13 protein-coding genes and 1 pseudogene are annotated in these 16587 nt (G+C 74.5%); 4 read left to right on the top strand and 10 right to left on the bottom strand.

Annotated features, from left to right (window positions below; all coding sequences use genetic code 11):
* Window positions 1-9: 9 nt before the first annotated feature.
* Window positions 10-1611, top strand: coding sequence for an ABC-F family ATP-binding cassette domain-containing protein (locus ABD954_RS28030; RefSeq protein ID WP_345490145.1), 1602 nt, complete (start codon window positions 10-12; stop codon window positions 1609-1611).
* A 65-nt stretch (window positions 1612-1676) separates the two neighbouring features.
* Here ABD954_RS28030 and ABD954_RS28025 read toward each other — a convergent pair whose 3' ends face one another.
* The 4 genes from ABD954_RS28025 to ABD954_RS28010 all read right to left on the bottom strand — a co-directional run bounded on the left by ABD954_RS28025 (window position 1677) and on the right by ABD954_RS28010 (window position 5571).
* Complete coding sequence (locus tag ABD954_RS28025; RefSeq protein WP_345490143.1) at window positions 1677-2882, bottom strand: methyltransferase; 1206 nt, start codon at window positions 2880-2882, stop codon at window positions 1677-1679.
* 75 nt (window positions 2883-2957) lie between these two features.
* Complete coding sequence (locus ABD954_RS28020) at window positions 2958-3533, bottom strand: histidine phosphatase family protein (protein ID WP_345490141.1); 576 nt, start codon at window positions 3531-3533, stop codon at window positions 2958-2960.
* A 69-nt stretch (window positions 3534-3602) separates the two neighbouring features.
* Window positions 3603-4055 (bottom strand): GNAT family N-acetyltransferase, encoded by a 453-nt coding sequence (locus ABD954_RS28015; protein ID WP_345490139.1) that lies wholly within the window; start codon window positions 4053-4055, stop codon window positions 3603-3605.
* 82 nt (window positions 4056-4137) lie between these two features.
* Window positions 4138-5571 carry an aminotransferase-like domain-containing protein gene (locus ABD954_RS28010; RefSeq protein WP_345490137.1) on the bottom strand — a complete coding sequence of 478 codons (1434 nt, stop codon included), beginning with the start codon at window positions 5569-5571 and terminating at the stop codon, window positions 4138-4140.
* Between ABD954_RS28010 and ABD954_RS28005 the strand changes: the two genes are divergently transcribed.
* Window positions 5570-6562 carry a DMT family transporter gene (locus ABD954_RS28005; RefSeq protein WP_345490135.1) on the top strand — a complete coding sequence of 331 codons (993 nt, stop codon included), beginning with the start codon at window positions 5570-5572 and terminating at the stop codon, window positions 6560-6562. The two genes, ABD954_RS28010 and ABD954_RS28005, sit on opposite strands and share 2 nt — an antisense overlap.
* Before the next feature lie 70 nt (window positions 6563-6632).
* Window positions 6633-6836: a DUF1918 domain-containing protein gene (locus tag ABD954_RS28000; protein ID WP_345490133.1), complete on the top strand. Its 204-nt coding sequence runs from the start codon at window positions 6633-6635 to the stop codon at window positions 6834-6836.
* A gap of 39 nt (window positions 6837-6875) precedes the next feature.
* Here ABD954_RS28000 and ABD954_RS27995 read toward each other — a convergent pair whose 3' ends face one another.
* Window positions 6876-8159: a glycoside hydrolase family 10-like protein gene (locus tag ABD954_RS27995; RefSeq protein WP_345490131.1), complete on the bottom strand. Its 1284-nt coding sequence runs from the start codon at window positions 8157-8159 to the stop codon at window positions 6876-6878.
* Between the two features lie 179 nt (window positions 8160-8338).
* On the opposite strand from ABD954_RS27995, the gene ABD954_RS27990 reads away from it, so the two are divergent.
* Entirely contained in the window at window positions 8339-9199 is an 861-nt protein-coding gene (locus ABD954_RS27990; protein WP_345490129.1) for a 3-hydroxybutyryl-CoA dehydrogenase, read from the top strand.
* Between the two features lie 69 nt (window positions 9200-9268).
* Here ABD954_RS27990 and ABD954_RS27985 read toward each other — a convergent pair whose 3' ends face one another.
* From ABD954_RS27985 to pheS, 5 genes and pseudogenes are all read right to left on the bottom strand, one after another.
* On the bottom strand, window positions 9269-9799 hold the full coding sequence (locus ABD954_RS27985) for an NUDIX domain-containing protein (RefSeq protein ID WP_345490127.1): 531 nt from the start codon (window positions 9797-9799) through the stop codon (window positions 9269-9271).
* Window positions 9800-9899: 100 nt separating this feature from the next.
* Entirely contained in the window at window positions 9900-11309 is a 1410-nt protein-coding gene (locus tag ABD954_RS27980) for an NsdA family TPR-like regulatory protein (protein ID WP_345490126.1), read from the bottom strand.
* Window positions 11310-11579: 270 nt separating this feature from the next.
* Window positions 11580-12643 (bottom strand): annotated as a pseudogene (locus ABD954_RS27975) (PP2C family protein-serine/threonine phosphatase).
* Between the two features lie 276 nt (window positions 12644-12919).
* Complete coding sequence (gene pheT, locus ABD954_RS27970) at window positions 12920-15451, bottom strand: phenylalanine--tRNA ligase subunit beta (protein WP_345490125.1); 2532 nt, start codon at window positions 15449-15451, stop codon at window positions 12920-12922.
* Window positions 15451-16578, bottom strand: coding sequence for a phenylalanine--tRNA ligase subunit alpha (pheS, locus tag ABD954_RS27965; RefSeq protein WP_345490123.1), 1128 nt, complete (start codon window positions 16576-16578; stop codon window positions 15451-15453). The genes pheT and pheS overlap by 1 nt, the downstream gene beginning before the upstream one ends.
* Window positions 16579-16587: the final 9 nt, after the last annotated feature.

Here is a 16587-nt window from a genome sequence, read left to right as displayed (position 1 = left end):
CGTCATCCCATGATCACCGTCCGCGGTGTCGACGTGCGCGTCGGCGCCCGTCTCCTGCTGTCCGATCTCTCCTTCCACATCGCGCCCGGCGACCGGGTCGGCCTCGTCGGCCGCAACGGCGCCGGGAAGACCACCCTCCTGCACACCCTGGCCGGGCTTCGCCCGCCGGCTGCCGGCCGCGTGACCCGTACCGGTCCCGTGGCGCTGCTGGCGCAGGACTCGCGCGCCGCGGATCCGGCGGTGTCCGTGACCGACCGCATCCTGTCGGCCCGGGGCATGGACGTCGCCGTCCGCCGGCTGCGGGAGGCCGCCGACCGGCTCGCCGAGCGCGCGGACGACCGCGCGATGGACGCGTACGCGCGGGCCGAGGCCGCGTTCGACGCCCGTGGCGGGTACGCGGCCGAGGCCGAGGCCGCCCGGGTCGCCGCCGGTCTCGGGCTGCCCGCCGAGGCGATGGCCCGGCCCGTCGGCACGCTGTCGGGCGGGCAGAAGCGGCGGGTGGAACTGGCCAGGATCCTGTTCGCCGGGCACGGCCGTGAGGGCACGCTGCTCCTGGACGAGCCGACCAACCACCTCGACGCCGACTCGGTCGGCTGGCTGCGCGGCTTCCTCTCCGCCCACCAGGGCGGCCTCGTCGTCATCAGCCACGACCTCGACCTGATCGCCGCCACCGTCAACCGGGTCTTCCACCTCGACCCGCTGCGTACGACCGTCGACGTCCACAACACCGGGTGGGCCGCCTACCTCGCCCAGCGGGACGCCGACGAACGCCGCCGGACCCGTGAGCGCGCCAACGCCGAACGGAAGGCGGCGGCGCTGCACGCGCGGGCCGAGCGCATGAAGGCCCGCGCGTCGACCTCGGTCACCGCGCGCAGCATGGCCCGCCGGGCCGACCGGCTGCTCGACGGCCTGGAAGAGGTCCGCCGCACCGACAAGGTGGCCCGGATCCGGCTGCCGGAGCCCGCGCCCTGCGGTCGTACGCCGCTGGGCGCGGTCTCCCTCACCAAGGCGTACGGCCCCGGCCGGCCGGTCCTCGACGGGGTCGACCTGGCGGTCGACCGGGGCGCGCGGCTCGTCGTGCTCGGGCTCAACGGCGCCGGGAAGACGACCCTGCTGCGGCTGCTCGCCGGCCGGGAGGCGCCGGACTCGGGCCGCGTGGTGCACGGGCACGGGCTGCGGCTCGGCTACTTCGCCCAGGAGCACGACACGCTCGACCCGCAGCGCACGGTCCGGGAGAACCTGGCCGCGGCGGCGCCGGACCTGACGGACGGGGAGGTGAGGAGCGTGCTCGGCGCCTTCCTGTTCCGGGGCGACGACGCCGACAAGCCGGCCGGGGTCCTCTCGGGCGGCGAGAAGACCCGGCTCGCCCTGGCGGGCCTGGTGCACTCGGGTGCGAACGTGCTGCTGCTCGACGAGCCGACGAACAACCTGGACCCGGCCTCGCGCGAGGAGGTCCTCGCGGCCGTGGGCACGTACCCGGGGGCGATCGTCATGGTGACCCACGACGAGGGCGCGATCGACGCGCTGCGGCCCGACCGGGTGCTGCTGCTCCCGGACGCGGAGGAGGACCTGTGGAACGAGGGCTACCGGGAGCTGGTCGGCCTCTCCTGACCTCCTCGGGCGCCCTGCCCGCCCGGCGGCCCCGGCCGCCGGGCCTCCCGGGCCGGCCAGGCCCCCTAGGCCCCCTTGCCCTCCCGGGCCCCCTCGGCGGGCTTGGCCCCCTTGGCGGCCTTGACCGCCTTCAGGACCACGAACTTCGGGTCACCGGCGACCAGTTCGGCGTTGCCGAAGATCCGCCGCAGGGTGATGTGGTAGCCGAGGTGCCGGTTGCCGACCACCCACAGCTCCCCGCCGGGCCGCAGGGCCCGGCGGGCGTCGGCGAACATCCGGCGGGCGGTGCGGTCGGTGGTGGCGTGGTGGCTGTGGAACGGCGGGTTGTTGAGCACCAGGTCGACCGACCCGGGCTCGACCCCGGCCAGCCCGTCCGCCACCAGGAACCGGGCCTCGCGCCCCTCCCCCGCGTGGGCCCGGAAGTTCTCCTCGGCGGAGGCGACGGCCTGGTACGACTCGTCGGTGAAGAGCAGGTCGGCCTCGGGCTCGGCGAGCGCGACGGCGAGTCCGACGACACCGTTGCCGCAGCCGAGGTCGACGACCGTGGAGCGGCCGAGGCCCGTGGGCAGGTTCCGCAGCAGGAAGCGGGTGCCGATGTCCAGGCGGTCGGCGCAGAAGACACCGGCGTGGTTGACGACCGTGCGGCCGGCGAGCCCGGCGGGCGCGTCGGCGGGCAGCGCGTAGCGGTACGGCCACGGGTTCGCGCCGCGGTCCGCGCCGGGAGCGGGCGTGGTGTGGACGAGGCGGGCCTTCTTCACGGCGAGGGAGGTCCGGGTCGGCCCGAGGATCGTCTCGAAGAGCTTCAGGGTCGAGGTGTGGATCTCCTTGACCATCCCCGTGCCGACGATCACCGTCCCCTCGTGGACGGCGGGCGCGAGCCGGTGCAGCTGGTCCTCCAGGAGCGCGAGGCTCTTCGGTACGCGGACCAGCAGCACGTCGACCCGCTCGGGCGGCGGGTCCTGGGTGGTGAGCAGCCGTACCGCGTCCGGGGCGGCCCCCGAGCGGGCCAGGTTCTCGCCGGTGGCGCTCCGCCCGAGGTACGAGTCGGAGATCTGCACCAGCTCGCCGGGGCCCGCGGCGGCGAGCGCGGTCACCAGGGCGCCCCAGCGGTCGCCGACGACGGCGACGGTGCCGGACAGGTCGGTGCCGCTCTCGGCGAGGTGGTGGAGCAGATACTCGTCGGCTGCGTCCCAGGCGCGCAGCTGGTCGCGCGGGTCGGCGGGAAAGCGGGTGAGTGGGAAAGCGCCCCATGACGTGGTCAGACGGTTCATCGTGTCCCCAGGCTAGCCGGTCGCCGGGGCCCGCCCCGGACCGCGCGGGCCGCGCCCGGGGCGCTCCTGTGCGGGCTACGCCGCGGCCGCCTCCAGCTGGAGGTGCCACAGGCCCGGCCGTCCGGTGAGGGTGACGGTGGACAGGGGGCGGACGTCGACGTTCCAGTACGTGGCGGGCGGTGCCTTCAGGGCGTAGACGAGGGCGGCCCGTACGACGGCGGGTTCGGCGACGGCGACGATGGCGCCGTCGTCGGCGGGGCGGGTGTCGAGCCAGCCCCCTATGCGCAGGATGAAGGAGAGCAGGGCCTCGCCGCCGTGCGGGGCGGTGCGCGGGTCGGTGAGCCAGGCGTCGACGGCGGCCGGTTCGAGGGCGGCGACCTCGGCGAGGGTCAGGCCGCGCCAGCGGCCCATGTCGCAGTCGCGCAGGGCCGGCTGGACGAGCGGGGCGTAGCCGAGGGCGGTGCCGGTGGCGCGGCTGCGGGGCGTCGGGGAGCAGTAGCGCAGTTCGGCCGCTCCGAGCGGAATCAGCCGTGGCGCGGCGAGCTGCACCTCGTACCAGCCGGCCTCGTCGAGCGGCCGGTCGTCGTCGAAGCGTTCGGCGAGCAGGGAGGAGCTGCGCGCCGCCGCGACGAGCGTGACCCGAAGACCCATGGCCGCGATCGTGAGGCCGGTGGCCCCGCAGGTCAAGGGGTGGATTCGCGGGTCCTGGGAGGCGGTCGCTCAGTGCTGTCCGAGAGCCATCCAGTTGTCCGGATTCTGGAGTGGCGCGAATCCGACCTTCTCGTACACGCCGTGGGCGTCGGCGGTGGCGAGCGCGATGCGGCGCAGCCCGTACGGCTCCAGGTGGTCGCGGACGGCGGTGACCAGCGCGGTGCCGAGGCCGCCGCCGCGGGCCGGCCGGTCGACGTAGACGTCGCAGAGCCAGGCGAAGGTGGCGTAGTCGGTGACGACCCGGGCGTAGGCGGCCATCTCGCCGGTGGTGCGGTCGTAGGCGCCGAAGTTGAGCGAGCCGGCGATGGCGCGGTCCTGCGTCTTCCGAGGTCGGCCCGCCGCCCAGTAGGAGTCGGTGCTGAGCCAGTGGTGGACGCGGGCGGCGTCGATCCGGGCGGGGTCGGCTGAGATCTCGTACGTCCCGTGCATGACGGTTCCGTCTGCGGAGGTGAGGTCGCTCATGGCCGAAGGCTGCCAGGGCCGCCGCGGCCGTGTCAGGCGAATATCCCCGGGGGGCGTGCCCGCCCCGGGGACGTCCCCCGCTTCACGCCGTGAGCTCGTCGATCGCCGCCCGCAGCCGGCGCACGCCCTCGACGATCTCCGCGGGCCCGGCGACACCCGCGAAACTCAGCCGGATGTGGCCGGCGGGCGGCTCGGCGGCGAAATAGGGGCGGCCGGGAGCGACGGCGACCCCGGCGCGCAGCGCGGTGGGCAGGAGGGCGGCCTCGGGGAGGGTGTCGGGCAGGCGCAGCCAGAGGTGGTAGCCGCCGGAGGGGATGTGGGGCAGGGCGAGTTCGGGGAGGTGGAGGGCGACGGCGCCGGTCATGGTGTCGCGCCGGTTCTTCAGCTCCTGGGTGACGGCGCGCAGGTGGCGGCTCCAGGCCGGGGAGCCGACGAGTTCGAGGGCGGCTTCCTGGAGGGGGCGGGGAACGAAGAAGCTGTCGACGACCTGGATGGCGCGGAGTCGTTCGAGGACGGGGCCGCGGGCGGCGAGCGCGCCGACCCGGAGGCTGGCCGAGGTGATCTTGGTGAGGGAGCAGACGTGGACGACGACGCCGTCGGGGTCGTCCGCGGCGAGCGTCGGGGGCAGCGGGGCGGCGTCCTCGTGGACGAGGCGGCGGGCGAAGTCGTCCTCGATGACGAAGGCGCCGGCGGCGCGCGCGATGCGGACGACGGCGGCGCGGCGTTCGACGGGGAGCGCAGCGCCGGTCGGGTTCTGGAAGAGGGGCTGGCAGACGACGACGCGGGCGCCGGTGGCGCGGAAGGCGGCTTCGAGGAGTTCGGGACGGATGCCGTCGGCGTCGGTGGGGACGGGCACGGGCCGCAGTCCGGCGGAGCGGGCGACGGCGAGCATGCCGGGATAGGTGGGCGATTCGACGAGAACGGGCGTGCCGGGCGGGGCGAGCGCGCGCAGGGCGGTGGTGAGGGCGGACTGGCCGCCGGCGGTGATGAGGATCTCGGCGGCGGTGACGCTGCCGCCGATCTCGCGGGCGAACCAGGCGCGCAGGTCGGTGAGGCCGTCGGCGGGCGGGCGGCCCCAGGCGCCGGGGCGGCGGCCGGCCCGGGCGAGGGCGGCGGCGAGGGCGCGTTCGGGCTGGAGGCTCGGGTGGAGGTAGCCGCCGTTGAACTCGACGACGCCGGGCGGGGGCGCGGCGAGGGTGACGAGGACGCCGGAGGCGTCGACGGACCGGGGGACGAGTTCGGTGGCGGTGTCGGCGCTGAGCGCGAGCTCCTGCCAGGAGGTGTCGCCGGCAGCGGGGGCGGTGCGGGTCTCGGCGCGGTAGGCGCCGGCGCCGGGGCGGGTGACGACGAGACCTTCGGCGGCGAGCTGGGCGAGGGCGCGGGTGACGGTGACCGGGGAGACGCGGTAGCGCTCGACGAGCGTCCGGCTGGAGGGCAGCTTCTCTCCAGGGGAGTAGCGGTTGAGCTCCGCCTTCAAGGATTTCGCCAGGTCCGCGACACTGCTACGCTCGTGCATGAGAGCACAGAATAGCGCTACTACTCCGAGCACGATAGCGGTCACGACTTCCCGAGGCGCCGCGTCCGCCGACGGCGGCGCCGCCGCCACCGACCCGACGGGTCCCACCTCCACCGGCACCGCCGCCCCCGTGGCCGGTCGCCGGGGCACCCTGCTCGCCGCGCTCGGCGTGGTCTCCTTCTCGCTGACCTTCCCCTCCACGGCGTGGGGCCTGGAGAGCTTCGGCCCCTGGTCCCTGGTCGCGGTCCGCTCGGTGCTCGCCGCCCTCATCGCGGGCGCCTTCCTGCTGGCCGGCCGGGTTCCGCTGCCCGAGCGGCGCCACTGGGCCGGGCTCGCGGTCGTCGCGGGCGGGGTGGTGGTCGGCTTCCCGCTGCTCACGACGCTGGCGCTGCAGACCTCGACCACCTCGCACGCCGCCGTCGTGGTGGGACTGCTGCCGCTCACCACGGCGGCCTTCGCCGCGGTCCGCACCGGCCGGCGCCCGTCCCGCACGTTCTGGATCGCGGCCGTCTCCGGGGCCCTCGTCGTGCTCGCCTTCACCGTCCAGCAGAGCGGCGGGGCCCTGTCGACCGGCGACCTCTACCTCTTCGGCGCGCTGGTGGTGTGCGCCGCCGGATACACCGAGGGCGGCCGGCTCGCGCGGCTGATGCCGGGCTGGCACGTGATCGGCTGGGCGCTGGTGTTCTGTCTGCCGCTGATGACGGCCGGCGCGGCGGTGGCCCTCACGCAGGAGCCGGTGCGCCTGACGGCTCACGGCATCGCGGGGCTCGTCTGGGTGGCGGCCGGCTCCACCTTCTTCGGGCTGTACGTGTGGTACCGGGGCATGGCCGCCATCGGCATCCCGCGCGCGAGCCAGCTCCAGCTCGCCCAACCGCTGCTCACCCTGTTCTGGTCGGTGACCGTGCTCGGCGAGGAGCTCGCCCCCGCGGCCCCGCTCGCGGCCGTGGCGGTGCTCGTCTGCATCGCGGTGACCCAGCGGGCGAAGAGCTGAGACGCGGGCCACAATGGCAGGAGAAACGGCAGTCCGGAGCAGGGCGAGCCCGGCCGCGAGGAGGTCACCGATGCGTGCGTCCGAGGGCGACAAGCTGGTGGTGCACGGCCGTACGGTCGGTCAGCACGACCGCACGGCCGAGGTCCTGAAGGTACTGGGCGAGGACGGCGGCCCCCCGTACCGCGTCAAGTTCGACGACGACGGCCACGAGGCCCTGATGTCGCCGGGCCCCGACACCGTCGTACGGCACAATCCCGAGGCCGCCGGCGGTTGAGCCCCCGGGTCCCCGCGGCCCGCGCCCGACGGCCGGCCCTCACGCCTCGACGGCGGCGGTGAGCGCGCCCAGCGGGTCCTTCGCGACCTCGCGGGCCGCGAAATAGCAGTGCCCCGCGACGTTCGGGTACCGCCGGGCGAGTTCGACGTGCCGCGCCAGCTCCCGCGGGTCCTGCCAGGCGGCGGGCTGCGCGGGATCACCGACCTTGTAGAGGGCCTCCCCCAGGTACAGGCGCACGCCGGTGCCCCGGACGACCGCGTCCCACCAGGGCACGAGCCTGGCGTAGTCGGCGGTGCGGAAGCCGATGTGCCAGTAGAGCTGCGGGGCCACGTAGTCGATCCAGTGCTCCCGGACCCAGCGGCGGGTGTCGGCGTACAGGTCGTCGTAGGTCTGCACGGTCGGACCGGTGTCGGAGCCGGCCGGGTCGGTGGAGGCGTTGCGCCAGACGCCGAAGGGGCTGATGCCGAAGGCGACGTGCGGCTTGACCTCCTTGATCCGCGCCGCCATCTGGGAGACGAGCAGGTCGACGTTGTGCCGCCGCCACGCCGCCCGGTCGGTGAAGCCCTCCCCGTGTCTGCGGAAGGTCTCGTCGTCGTCGAGCCGCTGCCCGGCCACGGGATACGGGTAGAAGTAGTCGTCCCAGTGGAGGGCGTCGATGTCGTAGCGGCGTACGGCGTCCAGCATGGCGTCCTGGACGTGGCGCCGGACCTCGGGCAGGCCCGGGTCGTAGAGGAGCTTGCCGTGGTAGGTGAGGGCCCACTCGGGGTTTCGCCGTACGGGGTGGCCGACGGCCAGCCGGCCCGGGTCGGCGTGGGAGGCGACGCGGTACGGGTTGCACCAGGCGTGCAGCTCCAGGCCGCGCGCGTGCGCCTCGGCGACGGCCGTGCCGAGCGGGTCCCAGCCGGGGTCCTTGCCCTGGACGCCGGTGAGGCACTGCGCCCACGGCTCGTACGGAGAGGGCCACAGGGCGTCGGCCGAGGGGCGCACCTGGAGGATGACGGCGGTCATCCGGCGCCGTACCGCGAGATCGAGCAGGGAGATCAGCTCGGCACGCTGCTCGGCGGCGGTCAGGCCGGACCGGGAGGGGAAGTCGCGGTTCGCGATCGTGGCCACCCACATGCCCCGGAAGCCGTCGGGGGCCCGGTCGTCCTCGTCGTCGTGCTCGCGGGCCTCCACGTCGCGCCCGTCGTCCTCGCCGCCGTGCCGCTCGCGGGCCGGACGACCCGGCTCTCGGTGCGGCGCGGCGTCCGCTCTTCCCGTTCCGACCGCGAGTGCCGTCAGCGCGACTCCGGCGACGAACCCTCTTCTCCCGATTGGCGTCATATGTCGCCCCTGACCCTTCCTCGCTATCGGATACGTCACAGCCCATCGGACAGCATGCCCACCTCAGACGATCGATCATTTGCTCCGTCGGGAGTAACGTCGTGGGGTCGAGGCGGTCGCACCGGAATCACACGGGCCCGCCGCCAGCAATGAGCGAAAGGCACGAGGTGACGGACTCCATGGCCGACATTGAGCGCGTCGGAGTGGTGGGCTGCGGCCAGATGGGCGCGGGCATCGCGGAGGTGTGTGCCCGCAGCGGTCTCGAGGTGAAGGTCGCCGAGACCACCGGCGAGGCGCTGGAGATCGGCCGCACGCGGCTCTACAACTCGCTGGCCAAGGCCGCCGAACGCGGCAAGATCAGCGAGGCGGAGCGCGACGAGACGCTCGCGCGGCTCAGCTTCACCACCGACCTGGGCGAGTTCGCCGACCGCGACCTCGTGATCGAGGCGGTCGTGGAGAACGAGCAGGTCAAGACCGAGATCTTCCAGGTCCTCGACCAGGTGGTGACCCGGCCGGACGCCATCCTGGCCTCCAACACCTCCTCGATCCCGCTGGTGAAGCTGGCGGTGGCGACCTCGCGCCCCGACCACGTCATCGGCATCCACTTCTTCAACCCGGCACCGGTGCAGAAGCTGGTCGAGCTGATCCCCGCCCTCACCACCTCCGAGGGCACGATCAGCCGGGCGCAGCTGTTCGCCGAGAAGACCCTCGGCAAGCACGCCATCCGCGCCCAGGACCGCTCGGGCTTCGTGGTGAACGCGCTGCTCGTGCCGTATCTGCTGTCGGCGATCCGGATGTTCGAGTCGGGCATCGCGAGCCGCGAGGACATCGACAACGGCATGGAGTTCGGCTGCGCCCACCCGATGGGGCCGCTGAAGCTCTCCGACCTGATCGGCCTGGACACGATCGCCTCGATCGCCGACTCCATGTACGCCGAGTACAAGGAGCCCCTGTACGCCGCTCCCCCGCTGCTCCAGCGGATGGTGGACGCGGGCCGGCTCGGCCGCAAGACGGGGTCGGGCTTCTACCCGTACTCCTGACCGCGATCGTCGTCCGGACGGCCCGTACACCGCACAGGTACGGGCCGTCCGGCGCGTTCGGGGCCCTGCTCAGCCGAGCCGCAGGTGGTGGAGCAGCAGCAGCCCGGCGGCCATGCCCGCGGCCGGGACCTCGCCGCGGGCGATCAGTTCGGGGACGGCCTTGAGCGGGACCCATGCGAGGCGCGAGGACTCGAAGGCGTCCCGGGGCGGGCCGGTGAGGGTGGCCTGCTCGGTCCAGAAGAGGTGGTGGCGGGCGTCGGTGAGGCCGTTGGAGGGCTCCACGGTGAGCAGGGGGCGCAGGGGTCCGGGGCGCCAGCCGGTCTCCTCCTCCATCTCGCGGGCGGCGGCGGCCTCGATGTCCTCGCCGTCCTCGACGACGCCGGCGGCCAGCTCCCAGCCCCAGCTGTCGGTGATGAAGCGGTGGCGCCAGAGCAGCAGGACCTCGTCGGCGTCGTTGACGGCGGTCGCGGCGGCGACGGGGCGGAGCCGGATCAGATAGTGGTCGAGGCGGCGGCCGTCGGGGAGTTCGACGTCCGCGAGACTGACCCGGAACCACCGGTTCGCATAGACAGGCTGTTCGCTTAATTTCGTCCACTGCACGGTTTTGCCACCTTCCGACTGGTCGGTGATTACTTGGTGGCACTATCGCAGCAGGGTCAAGGGCGCGGGAAAACGCTCGCCCGGGCACCCCCCGGGACGCTCACCGAGCTGCCCGCATCGGTACGCGCAGCGCACCGTCGATGAGCCGCGCCGCCTCCCGGGCGTCCCCCGCCCCGCTGGCCAGCAGGTGTTCCCGCACCAGCCGGAGCCGGTCGCGCAGCCGCTGGGACTCCATCCCGCGGGCCCGTTCGGTCATCTCCACCGCCGTGCGCGCGGCCCGTTCCGGCTCCCCCCGCCGCAGCTCGATCTGGCAGAGCACGGCGAGCCGGTGCACCCGGCCCCGGTCGTGGGCGGGCGTCCCGACGGCCGCCGCCGCGTGCTCGTGAGCCGCCGCGAGTTCCCCCAGACGAAGGAGGGCCTCGGCGACCTGCACATTGACGAGGCCCGGCTGCACATAGCCCGTCTCGGCGGGCTCGTGGCCCGGGCTGATCCGCTCGGCCTCGGTCTCCGCCCGCCGGACACAGGCGAGCGCCGCCGCCCGGTCGCCGAGACGCGCGTACGCCTTCGCCTGCATCGCCGTCAGATCGGCGGAGAGGGCCGGGGTGATCCGCTGCCCCGCGGAGCGCAGCGCCGCCTCGGCGAAGGCCACCGCCTGCCGGAACTCCCCCAGGAACAGAGACTGGTTGACCAGCAGCGCGACCACATAGGCGCCGAGGCCGCGGTCACCGCTCGCCTTCGCCAGGCGCAGCGCCTGGTGGAAGTAGCGCTGGGCGAGCCCCTGGGCGTCGGAGTCGTACGCGCAGATCCCGGCCACCGCCACCAGACCGCCGGTGGCCCGGTGCAGCCGGCGCCCGAGGGCGTCGCCGTACGCGCCGCGCAGCAGCGGGGCCGTCTCGGCGTCGAGGAAGCCGACGATCCTGGCGCGCGTCGCCAGGCCGCCCGCCCTGCGGTACATCTGCTCGTAGTGGGCCCGGGCGGCGCTCAGCACGGCGACGTCGGCGGCCGAGACGCGGGTGCGGCCGTCACGGGAGACGTCCGTGTCCTCCGGCGGGTTCTCCCACTCCCACACCGGCATCACCGCGGGCGTCCCGGTCACCGCCTGCGCGACGCCGAGGTGTGGGCGCCGCTGCTCGTCGAAGCGCCACAGGGCGGTGGCCCGGTCGACGAAGCCGGCCAGTGGCGTGCCGGGGGCGGGTAGGCCCGCGCCCGTGCCGTCGGGCACGCCGAGGCCGATGTCGTCGAGGGTGACGGGCCGCCGCAGCCGGGCGGCGAGCACCTCGCAGATCAGGTCGGGCACCTGGCCGCGCGGCCGCTGTCCCTTCAGCCAGCGCGCCACGGCGGTGTGTTCGTAACGCAGGGCGAGACCGCGGGCCCGGCCCGCCTGGTTCACGCGGGAGGCGAGACCGGCGTGCGAGATGCCCGCCTCGTCGAGCAGCGCGTCGAGCAGGGCGTTGGGGGCGGATCGGGGTGAGGGGCGGGGTGCTGGGCGGGGTGAGGAGGGGGATGGCATGGGACCGCTCCGGTGCTTCGGTGCGCTCAGAGTAGTGAAGGACGCTTTCGCACGGGGTGTGAACGAAGTGCTCTTTCCTCCCTTCCGCGTGCGGTGCCGAAGTCGCCCCGGTGCGAGTTGACTTGGCTCCCTCGCCGAAAGGCGAGGGCCGGGCCGCCGGCTCCCCCTCTGACAGTGCGGCCGCCCGGTCCGCGCGCCGCCCGCGCTGTTGATCTGCCCGACACTCCGTGGCAGCGCGGGCGGCGCCGGTCCCCCGCCGTCCCCGTCCCGCTAGTACGGGGAGGGCGCGGGCCGGGTGCGGCGCAGCCCGGGTTCGGCGGGCTGCGCTGGCACCCGCACCCGGTCGTTGCGGACGACGAGCAGGGCCACGTCGTCGGCGAGCCGGCCGCCGGTGTGGCGCAGCAGTGCGGTGTGGACGCGGTGGACGAGGGCGGCCGGTGACTCGCGTTCCGCGGCGGCGAGGACCGTCTCCAGCGGGAAGAAGCGGCCCCGGTGGTCCCGGGCCTCCTCGGCACCGTCGGTGTGCAGGACCAGCGTCTCGCCGGGCAGCAGCCGGGTGGCGCGGTGCGGCGCGAGGTCGGCGGGGAGCGGGAAGGCGCCGAGCGGCGGCAGCGGGTCGCCGACGGGGACGGCTTCGACGCGACGGCCGAGGCGGTACGGGCCGGGGTGGCCGCAGGCGAGGACGTGGACCTCCCCGTCGGGACGGTCTCCAGGAGCAGCAGGGTCACGAACTCCTCGGCCACCGGGTGCTCGGGCGGCTGCCCGGTCCTGGCCGGGTGCTCCTCACGGGCCCGCTCGCGCAGGTGCCGGCCGAGCGCCCGGTCCAGGCGCCGCAGGACGCCCGCGAGTTCCGGCTCGTCGTGGACCGCCTCGCGGAAGCTGCCGAGGACGGCGACGACGGCGCCGAGGGCGGCGAGCCCGTGGCCCCGCACGTCCCCGATGACGATCCGCACGCCGTACGGCGTGGCCGCCGCCTCGTACAGGTCTCCGCCGACCACGGCCCCGCGCGACGCGGACAGTTGGCCCGCGGCGACGGCCAGCCCGTCGAGCCGCGCGGGCGGCGGCCGCAGCAGCACCTGCTGCGCGGCCTCGGCCACGGCCCGCACCCGCACCAGCTCGCGGACGAGCCCGCGCCGCACGCCCAGGACGAGGACCGCCCCGACGGTCAGGAACACGGCGCTGGTGGCGATCCGCACGGGCAGCCCGGGCTCCCTGGCCAGCGGGCACCACCACCGCCACGCGACGGCCCCGGCTCCCCACACCGCGGGAGCCACCAGCGGCGCCATCCGCCGCAACCGGGAGCCTTCGGCAACCACCGACCTGTCACGGAACATCCACGGCGCCCTTCCCGAGGCCCGCCAGCGCCCGAAGACCCTGCGGCACACAGGCCCGCCCCTGCGGCCGCGTCGATTCTTGCGGGGCGGGAGGCCCCGGGGGGACGTCGCCCGGGGGTTCCACCCGAAGGAGTGAGCGAACTCGTACGGGAGTGCGCGAGGCGCGGCTCCGACCCGGAGCCCCGCTCACGCAGCAGACGCCGACGCCGCGCGACGCAAGGGGCCCCGGCCCGGGTGATCCACCCGGGCCGGGGCCCCTTGTGTGCGGACGGGCCGTCAGGCGCCGCGGAGCACCGCGCCCGTGTGTTCCGCGGCCAGGGCGACCGCGGCGTCGCGGGCCGCGGTGGCCTCGTCGACGGTCAGGGTGCGGTCGGGGGCGCGGAAGCGGAGGGCGTAGGCCAGGGACTTCTTGCCCTCGCCGATCTGGTCGCCGGTGTAGACGTCGAACAGACGGATGGACTCCAGGAGTTCACCCGCGCCGCCGGCCAGGTAGTACTCCACCGCCGCCGACGGCACGTCCTGGTCGACGACCAGGGCGACGTCCTGGGTGGCGACCGGGAAGGCGGAGATGCGCGGGGCCTTGACGGGGCCCTCGCTCGCGCGCTCCAGGACGTCCAGGTCGAGCTCCATGGCGCAGGTGCGGGCCGGCAGGCCGAGGGCCTTGACGACGCGCGGGTGGAGCTCGCCGCCGTGGCCGGCGAGGGTCAGCTCCCCGTCGATCACGACCTGGAAGGAGGCGCAGCGGCCCGGGTGCCACGGGGCGTGCTGGTCGGCGTCGACCACCAGCTCCGCACCGAACTCGGCGGCCACGATCCGCGCCGCCTGGATCGCGTCGGCCCAGTCGGACGGGCGGCCCTTGCCCCACCAGCCGGCCTGCTCGCGGGCACCGGCGAGGACGACGGCCGCGCGGCGCGGCTGCGCGGGCAGCGCGGCGTTGACGCGGGCGATCTCCTCGTCGCCGGGGCGGCGGTCGACGGGCAGACGGACGGCGACGCCCGGCTGTCCTTCGGTCGGCCGGAAGACCAGACCGGTCTCGAAGAGCGCCAGGTCGTGGCTGCCGCGACCGTCGTTGCGGCGCAGCGCGCCGAGCAGCCCCGGCAGCAGCGTCGTGCGAAGGGCGGGCTCCTCGTCGGAGAGCGGGTTGACCAGCTTCACGACTCGGCGGCGGGCGTCGTCGGCGTCCAGGCCGAGCTGGTCGAAGACCTGCTCGCCGATGAAGGGGTAGTTCAGCGCCTCGACGTAACCGGCGCCGGCCAGGGCCCGGCCCACCCGGCGGTGGGTGCGCTGGCGCTCGGTGAGGCCGCGGCCCGCGGGGGGCTTGGGCAGCGTGGAGGGCAGGTTCTCGTAGCCCTCGAGACGGATGACCTCCTCGGCGAGGTCGTTCGGCTCGTTCAGGTCGGGGCGCCACGAGGGCACGGTGACGACGAGCTCGTCCTGGCCGTAGACGTCGCAGCCGACCTCCTGGAGGCGGCGGACGACGGTCTCGCGGCCGTAGTCCACACCGGCCACCTTGTCCGGGTGGTTCGCCGGCATGGCGATGGTGCGCGGCGCGGACGGGGCGATGACCTCGGTGACGCCGGCCTCGGCGGTGCCGCCCGCGAGGAGCACGAGCAGGTCGACCGTGCGCTGCGCGGCCGCGGCCGCGGCCTGCGGGTCGACGCCGCGCTCGAAGCGCTTGGACGCCTCGGAGGACAGCTTGTGCCGGCGCGCGGTGCGCGCGATCGAGATCGCGTCGAAGTGCGCGGCCTCGACGACGACCTCGGTGGTGCCGGAGACGATGCCGGTCTCGGGGTCGGTCGTCGGGTCGGCGATCTCGGTGTTGGCGCCGCCCATGACGCCCGCGATGCCGATGGGCCCGCGGTTGTCGGTGATGACCAGGTCCTCGGCGTCCAGGACGCGCACCGTGCCGTCGAGGGTGGTGATCTTCTCGCCGGCCTCGGCGCGGCGGACCCCGATGGGGCCGTCGAGCCGGGTGCGGTCGTAGGCGTGCAGCGGCTGGCCGAGCTCGAGCATCACGTAGTTGGTGACGTCGACGGCGAGCGAGATCGGGCGCATGCCGGCCTTCTGCAGGCGGCGCTGGAGCCAGATCGGGCTGCGGGCCTCGGGGTCGAGGCCGACGACGGTGCGCGCGGTGAAGCGGTCGCAGCCGATCGGGTCGGCGACCCGGACCGGGTAGCCGTACGCGTTCGGGGCGGGCACGTCGAGGAGCGCCGGGTCGCGCAGCGGCAGGCCGTAGGCGATGGCGGTCTCGCGGGCGACGCCGCGCATGGACAGGCAGTAGCCGCGGTCCGGGGTGACGGCGATGTCGAGGACCTCGTCGTACAGCTCCAGGAGGACCGTGGCGTCGGTGCCGACCTCGTGCTCCGGCGGCAGCACGATGATGCCGTGCGAGCCGTCGTCGCCCATGCCGAGCTCGTCGCCCGAGCAGATCATGCCGCGGGAGACCCGGCCGTACGTCTTGCGCTCGGCGATCCGGAAGTCGCCGGGCAGCACGGCGCCGGGCAGGGCCACGACGACCTTGTCGCCCTCGGCGAAGTTCCGGGCGCCGCAGATGATCTCCTGCGGCTCGCCGGTGCCGTTGGCCTGTCCGACGTCGACGGTGCAGAAGCGGATCGGCTTCTTGAACTCGGTCAGCTCCTCGATGGTGAGGACCTTGCCGACCACCAGCGGGCCGGTGAGGCCCGCGCCGAGCTGCTCGACGGTCTCGACCTCGAGCCCCGCCGAGACGAGCTTGGCCTGTACGTCACGGCCGGTCTCCGTCGCCGGCAGGTCGACGTACTCCCGCAGCCAGGAAAGCGGGACCCGCATCAGATCTCCATCCCGAACGGCCGGGTGAACCGGACGTCACCCTCGACCATGTCTCGCATGTCTTCCACGTTGTGGCGGAACATCAGCATCCGCTCGATGCCGAACCCGAAGGCGAATCCGCTGTACTTCTCGGGGTCCACACCGCAGGCGACGAGCACCTTCGGGTTGACCATGCCGCAGCCGCCGAGCTCGATCCAGCCCTCGCTGCCGCAGGTGCGGCAGGGACGCTCCGGGTTGCCGACGGACTCGCCGCGGCAGACGTAGCAGAGCATGTCCATCTCGGCGGACGGCTCGGTGAAGGGGAAGAAGTTCGGGCGCAGCCGGGTCTTCATGTCCGGACCGAAGAGCGCCTGGACCATGTGGTCCAGGGTGCCCTTGAGGTCGGCCATGGTGAGGCCCTCGTCGACGGCCAGCAGCTCGATCTGGTGGAAGACCGGGGTGTGCGTGGCGTCGAGCTCGTCGGTGCGGTAGACGCGGCCGGGGCACACCACGTAGACCGGGGGCTCCCGGTCGATGAGGGTGCGGGCCTGCACCGGCGAGGTGTGGGTGCGGAGCACGACGCCGGACTCGTCGCCGCTGGTGCCCTCGGGGCCCTGGACGAAGAAGGTGTCCTGCATCTGCCGTGCCGGGTGGTCCGGTACGAAGTTGAGGGCGTCGAAGTTGAACCACTCGGCCTCGACCTCGGGGCCCTCGGCGACCTCGTAGCCCATGGAGACGAAGACGTCGGAGACGCGCTCCATGAGGGTGGTCAGCGGGTGGCGGGCACCGGCCGGGACGCGGTCGTACGGCAGGGTGACGTCGACGGCCTCCTCGACGAGGACACGGGCGTCGCGCTCGGCCTCCAGTTCGGCCTGACGGGCGGCCAGTGCCTTGGAGACGACGCCGCGGGCCTGGCCCACGAGCTTGCCGGCCGCGGCCTTGGCCTGCGGGGGCAGGGCGCCGATCTCGCGGTTGGCGAGCGCCAGCGGCGAGGTGCCGCCGGTGTGCGCGGTCTTCGCGTGGGCGAGCGCGTCGAGGTCGCCTGCGGCGGCGAAGGCGGCGAGCGCCTCGTCCCGCATGCGCTCGATCTCTTCCGGTTTCAAGGCCTCGACCTCGACCGGGTCGTACGACTTATTGGGTGCCGACATCTCTTCCCG

The sequence above is a fragment of the Streptomyces roseoviridis genome (genome assembly GCF_039535235.1).
GTDB lineage: Bacteria > Actinomycetota > Actinomycetes > Streptomycetales > Streptomycetaceae > Streptomyces > Streptomyces roseoviridis.
Note: the sequence above shows the minus strand (reverse complement) of the source record. Positions and strands in the feature narration are given on the sequence as shown.

What these genes read in the sequence shown, in the direction of transcription:
- ABD954_RS27990 (WP_345490129.1), top strand. Translation starts at nt 8,339, where the DNA reads ATGGCCGACATTGAGCGCGTCGGAGTGGTGGGCTGCGGCCAGATGGGC.
- pheT (WP_345490125.1), bottom strand. Translation starts at nt 15,451, where the DNA reads ATGCGGGTCCCGCTTTCCTGGCTGCGGGAGTACGTCGACCTGCCGGCG.
- ABD954_RS28025 (WP_345490143.1), bottom strand. Translation starts at nt 2,882, where the DNA reads ATGAACCGTCTGACCACGTCATGGGGCGCTTTCCCACTCACCCGCTTT.
- ABD954_RS28005 (WP_345490135.1), top strand. Translation starts at nt 5,570, where the DNA reads ATGAGAGCACAGAATAGCGCTACTACTCCGAGCACGATAGCGGTCACG.
- pheS (WP_345490123.1), bottom strand. Translation starts at nt 16,578, where the DNA reads ATGTCGGCACCCAATAAGTCGTACGACCCGGTCGAGGTCGAGGCCTTG.
- ABD954_RS28010 (WP_345490137.1), bottom strand. Translation starts at nt 5,571, where the DNA reads ATGCACGAGCGTAGCAGTGTCGCGGACCTGGCGAAATCCTTGAAGGCG.
- ABD954_RS27995 (WP_345490131.1), bottom strand. Translation starts at nt 8,159, where the DNA reads ATGACGCCAATCGGGAGAAGAGGGTTCGTCGCCGGAGTCGCGCTGACG.
- ABD954_RS27980 (WP_345490126.1), bottom strand. Translation starts at nt 11,309, where the DNA reads ATGCCATCCCCCTCCTCACCCCGCCCAGCACCCCGCCCCTCACCCCGA.
- ABD954_RS28000 (WP_345490133.1), top strand. Translation starts at nt 6,633, where the DNA reads ATGCGTGCGTCCGAGGGCGACAAGCTGGTGGTGCACGGCCGTACGGTC.
- ABD954_RS28020 (WP_345490141.1), bottom strand. Translation starts at nt 3,533, where the DNA reads ATGGGTCTTCGGGTCACGCTCGTCGCGGCGGCGCGCAGCTCCTCCCTG.
- ABD954_RS28030 (WP_345490145.1), top strand. Translation starts at nt 10, where the DNA reads ATGATCACCGTCCGCGGTGTCGACGTGCGCGTCGGCGCCCGTCTCCTG.
- ABD954_RS28015 (WP_345490139.1), bottom strand. Translation starts at nt 4,055, where the DNA reads ATGAGCGACCTCACCTCCGCAGACGGAACCGTCATGCACGGGACGTAC.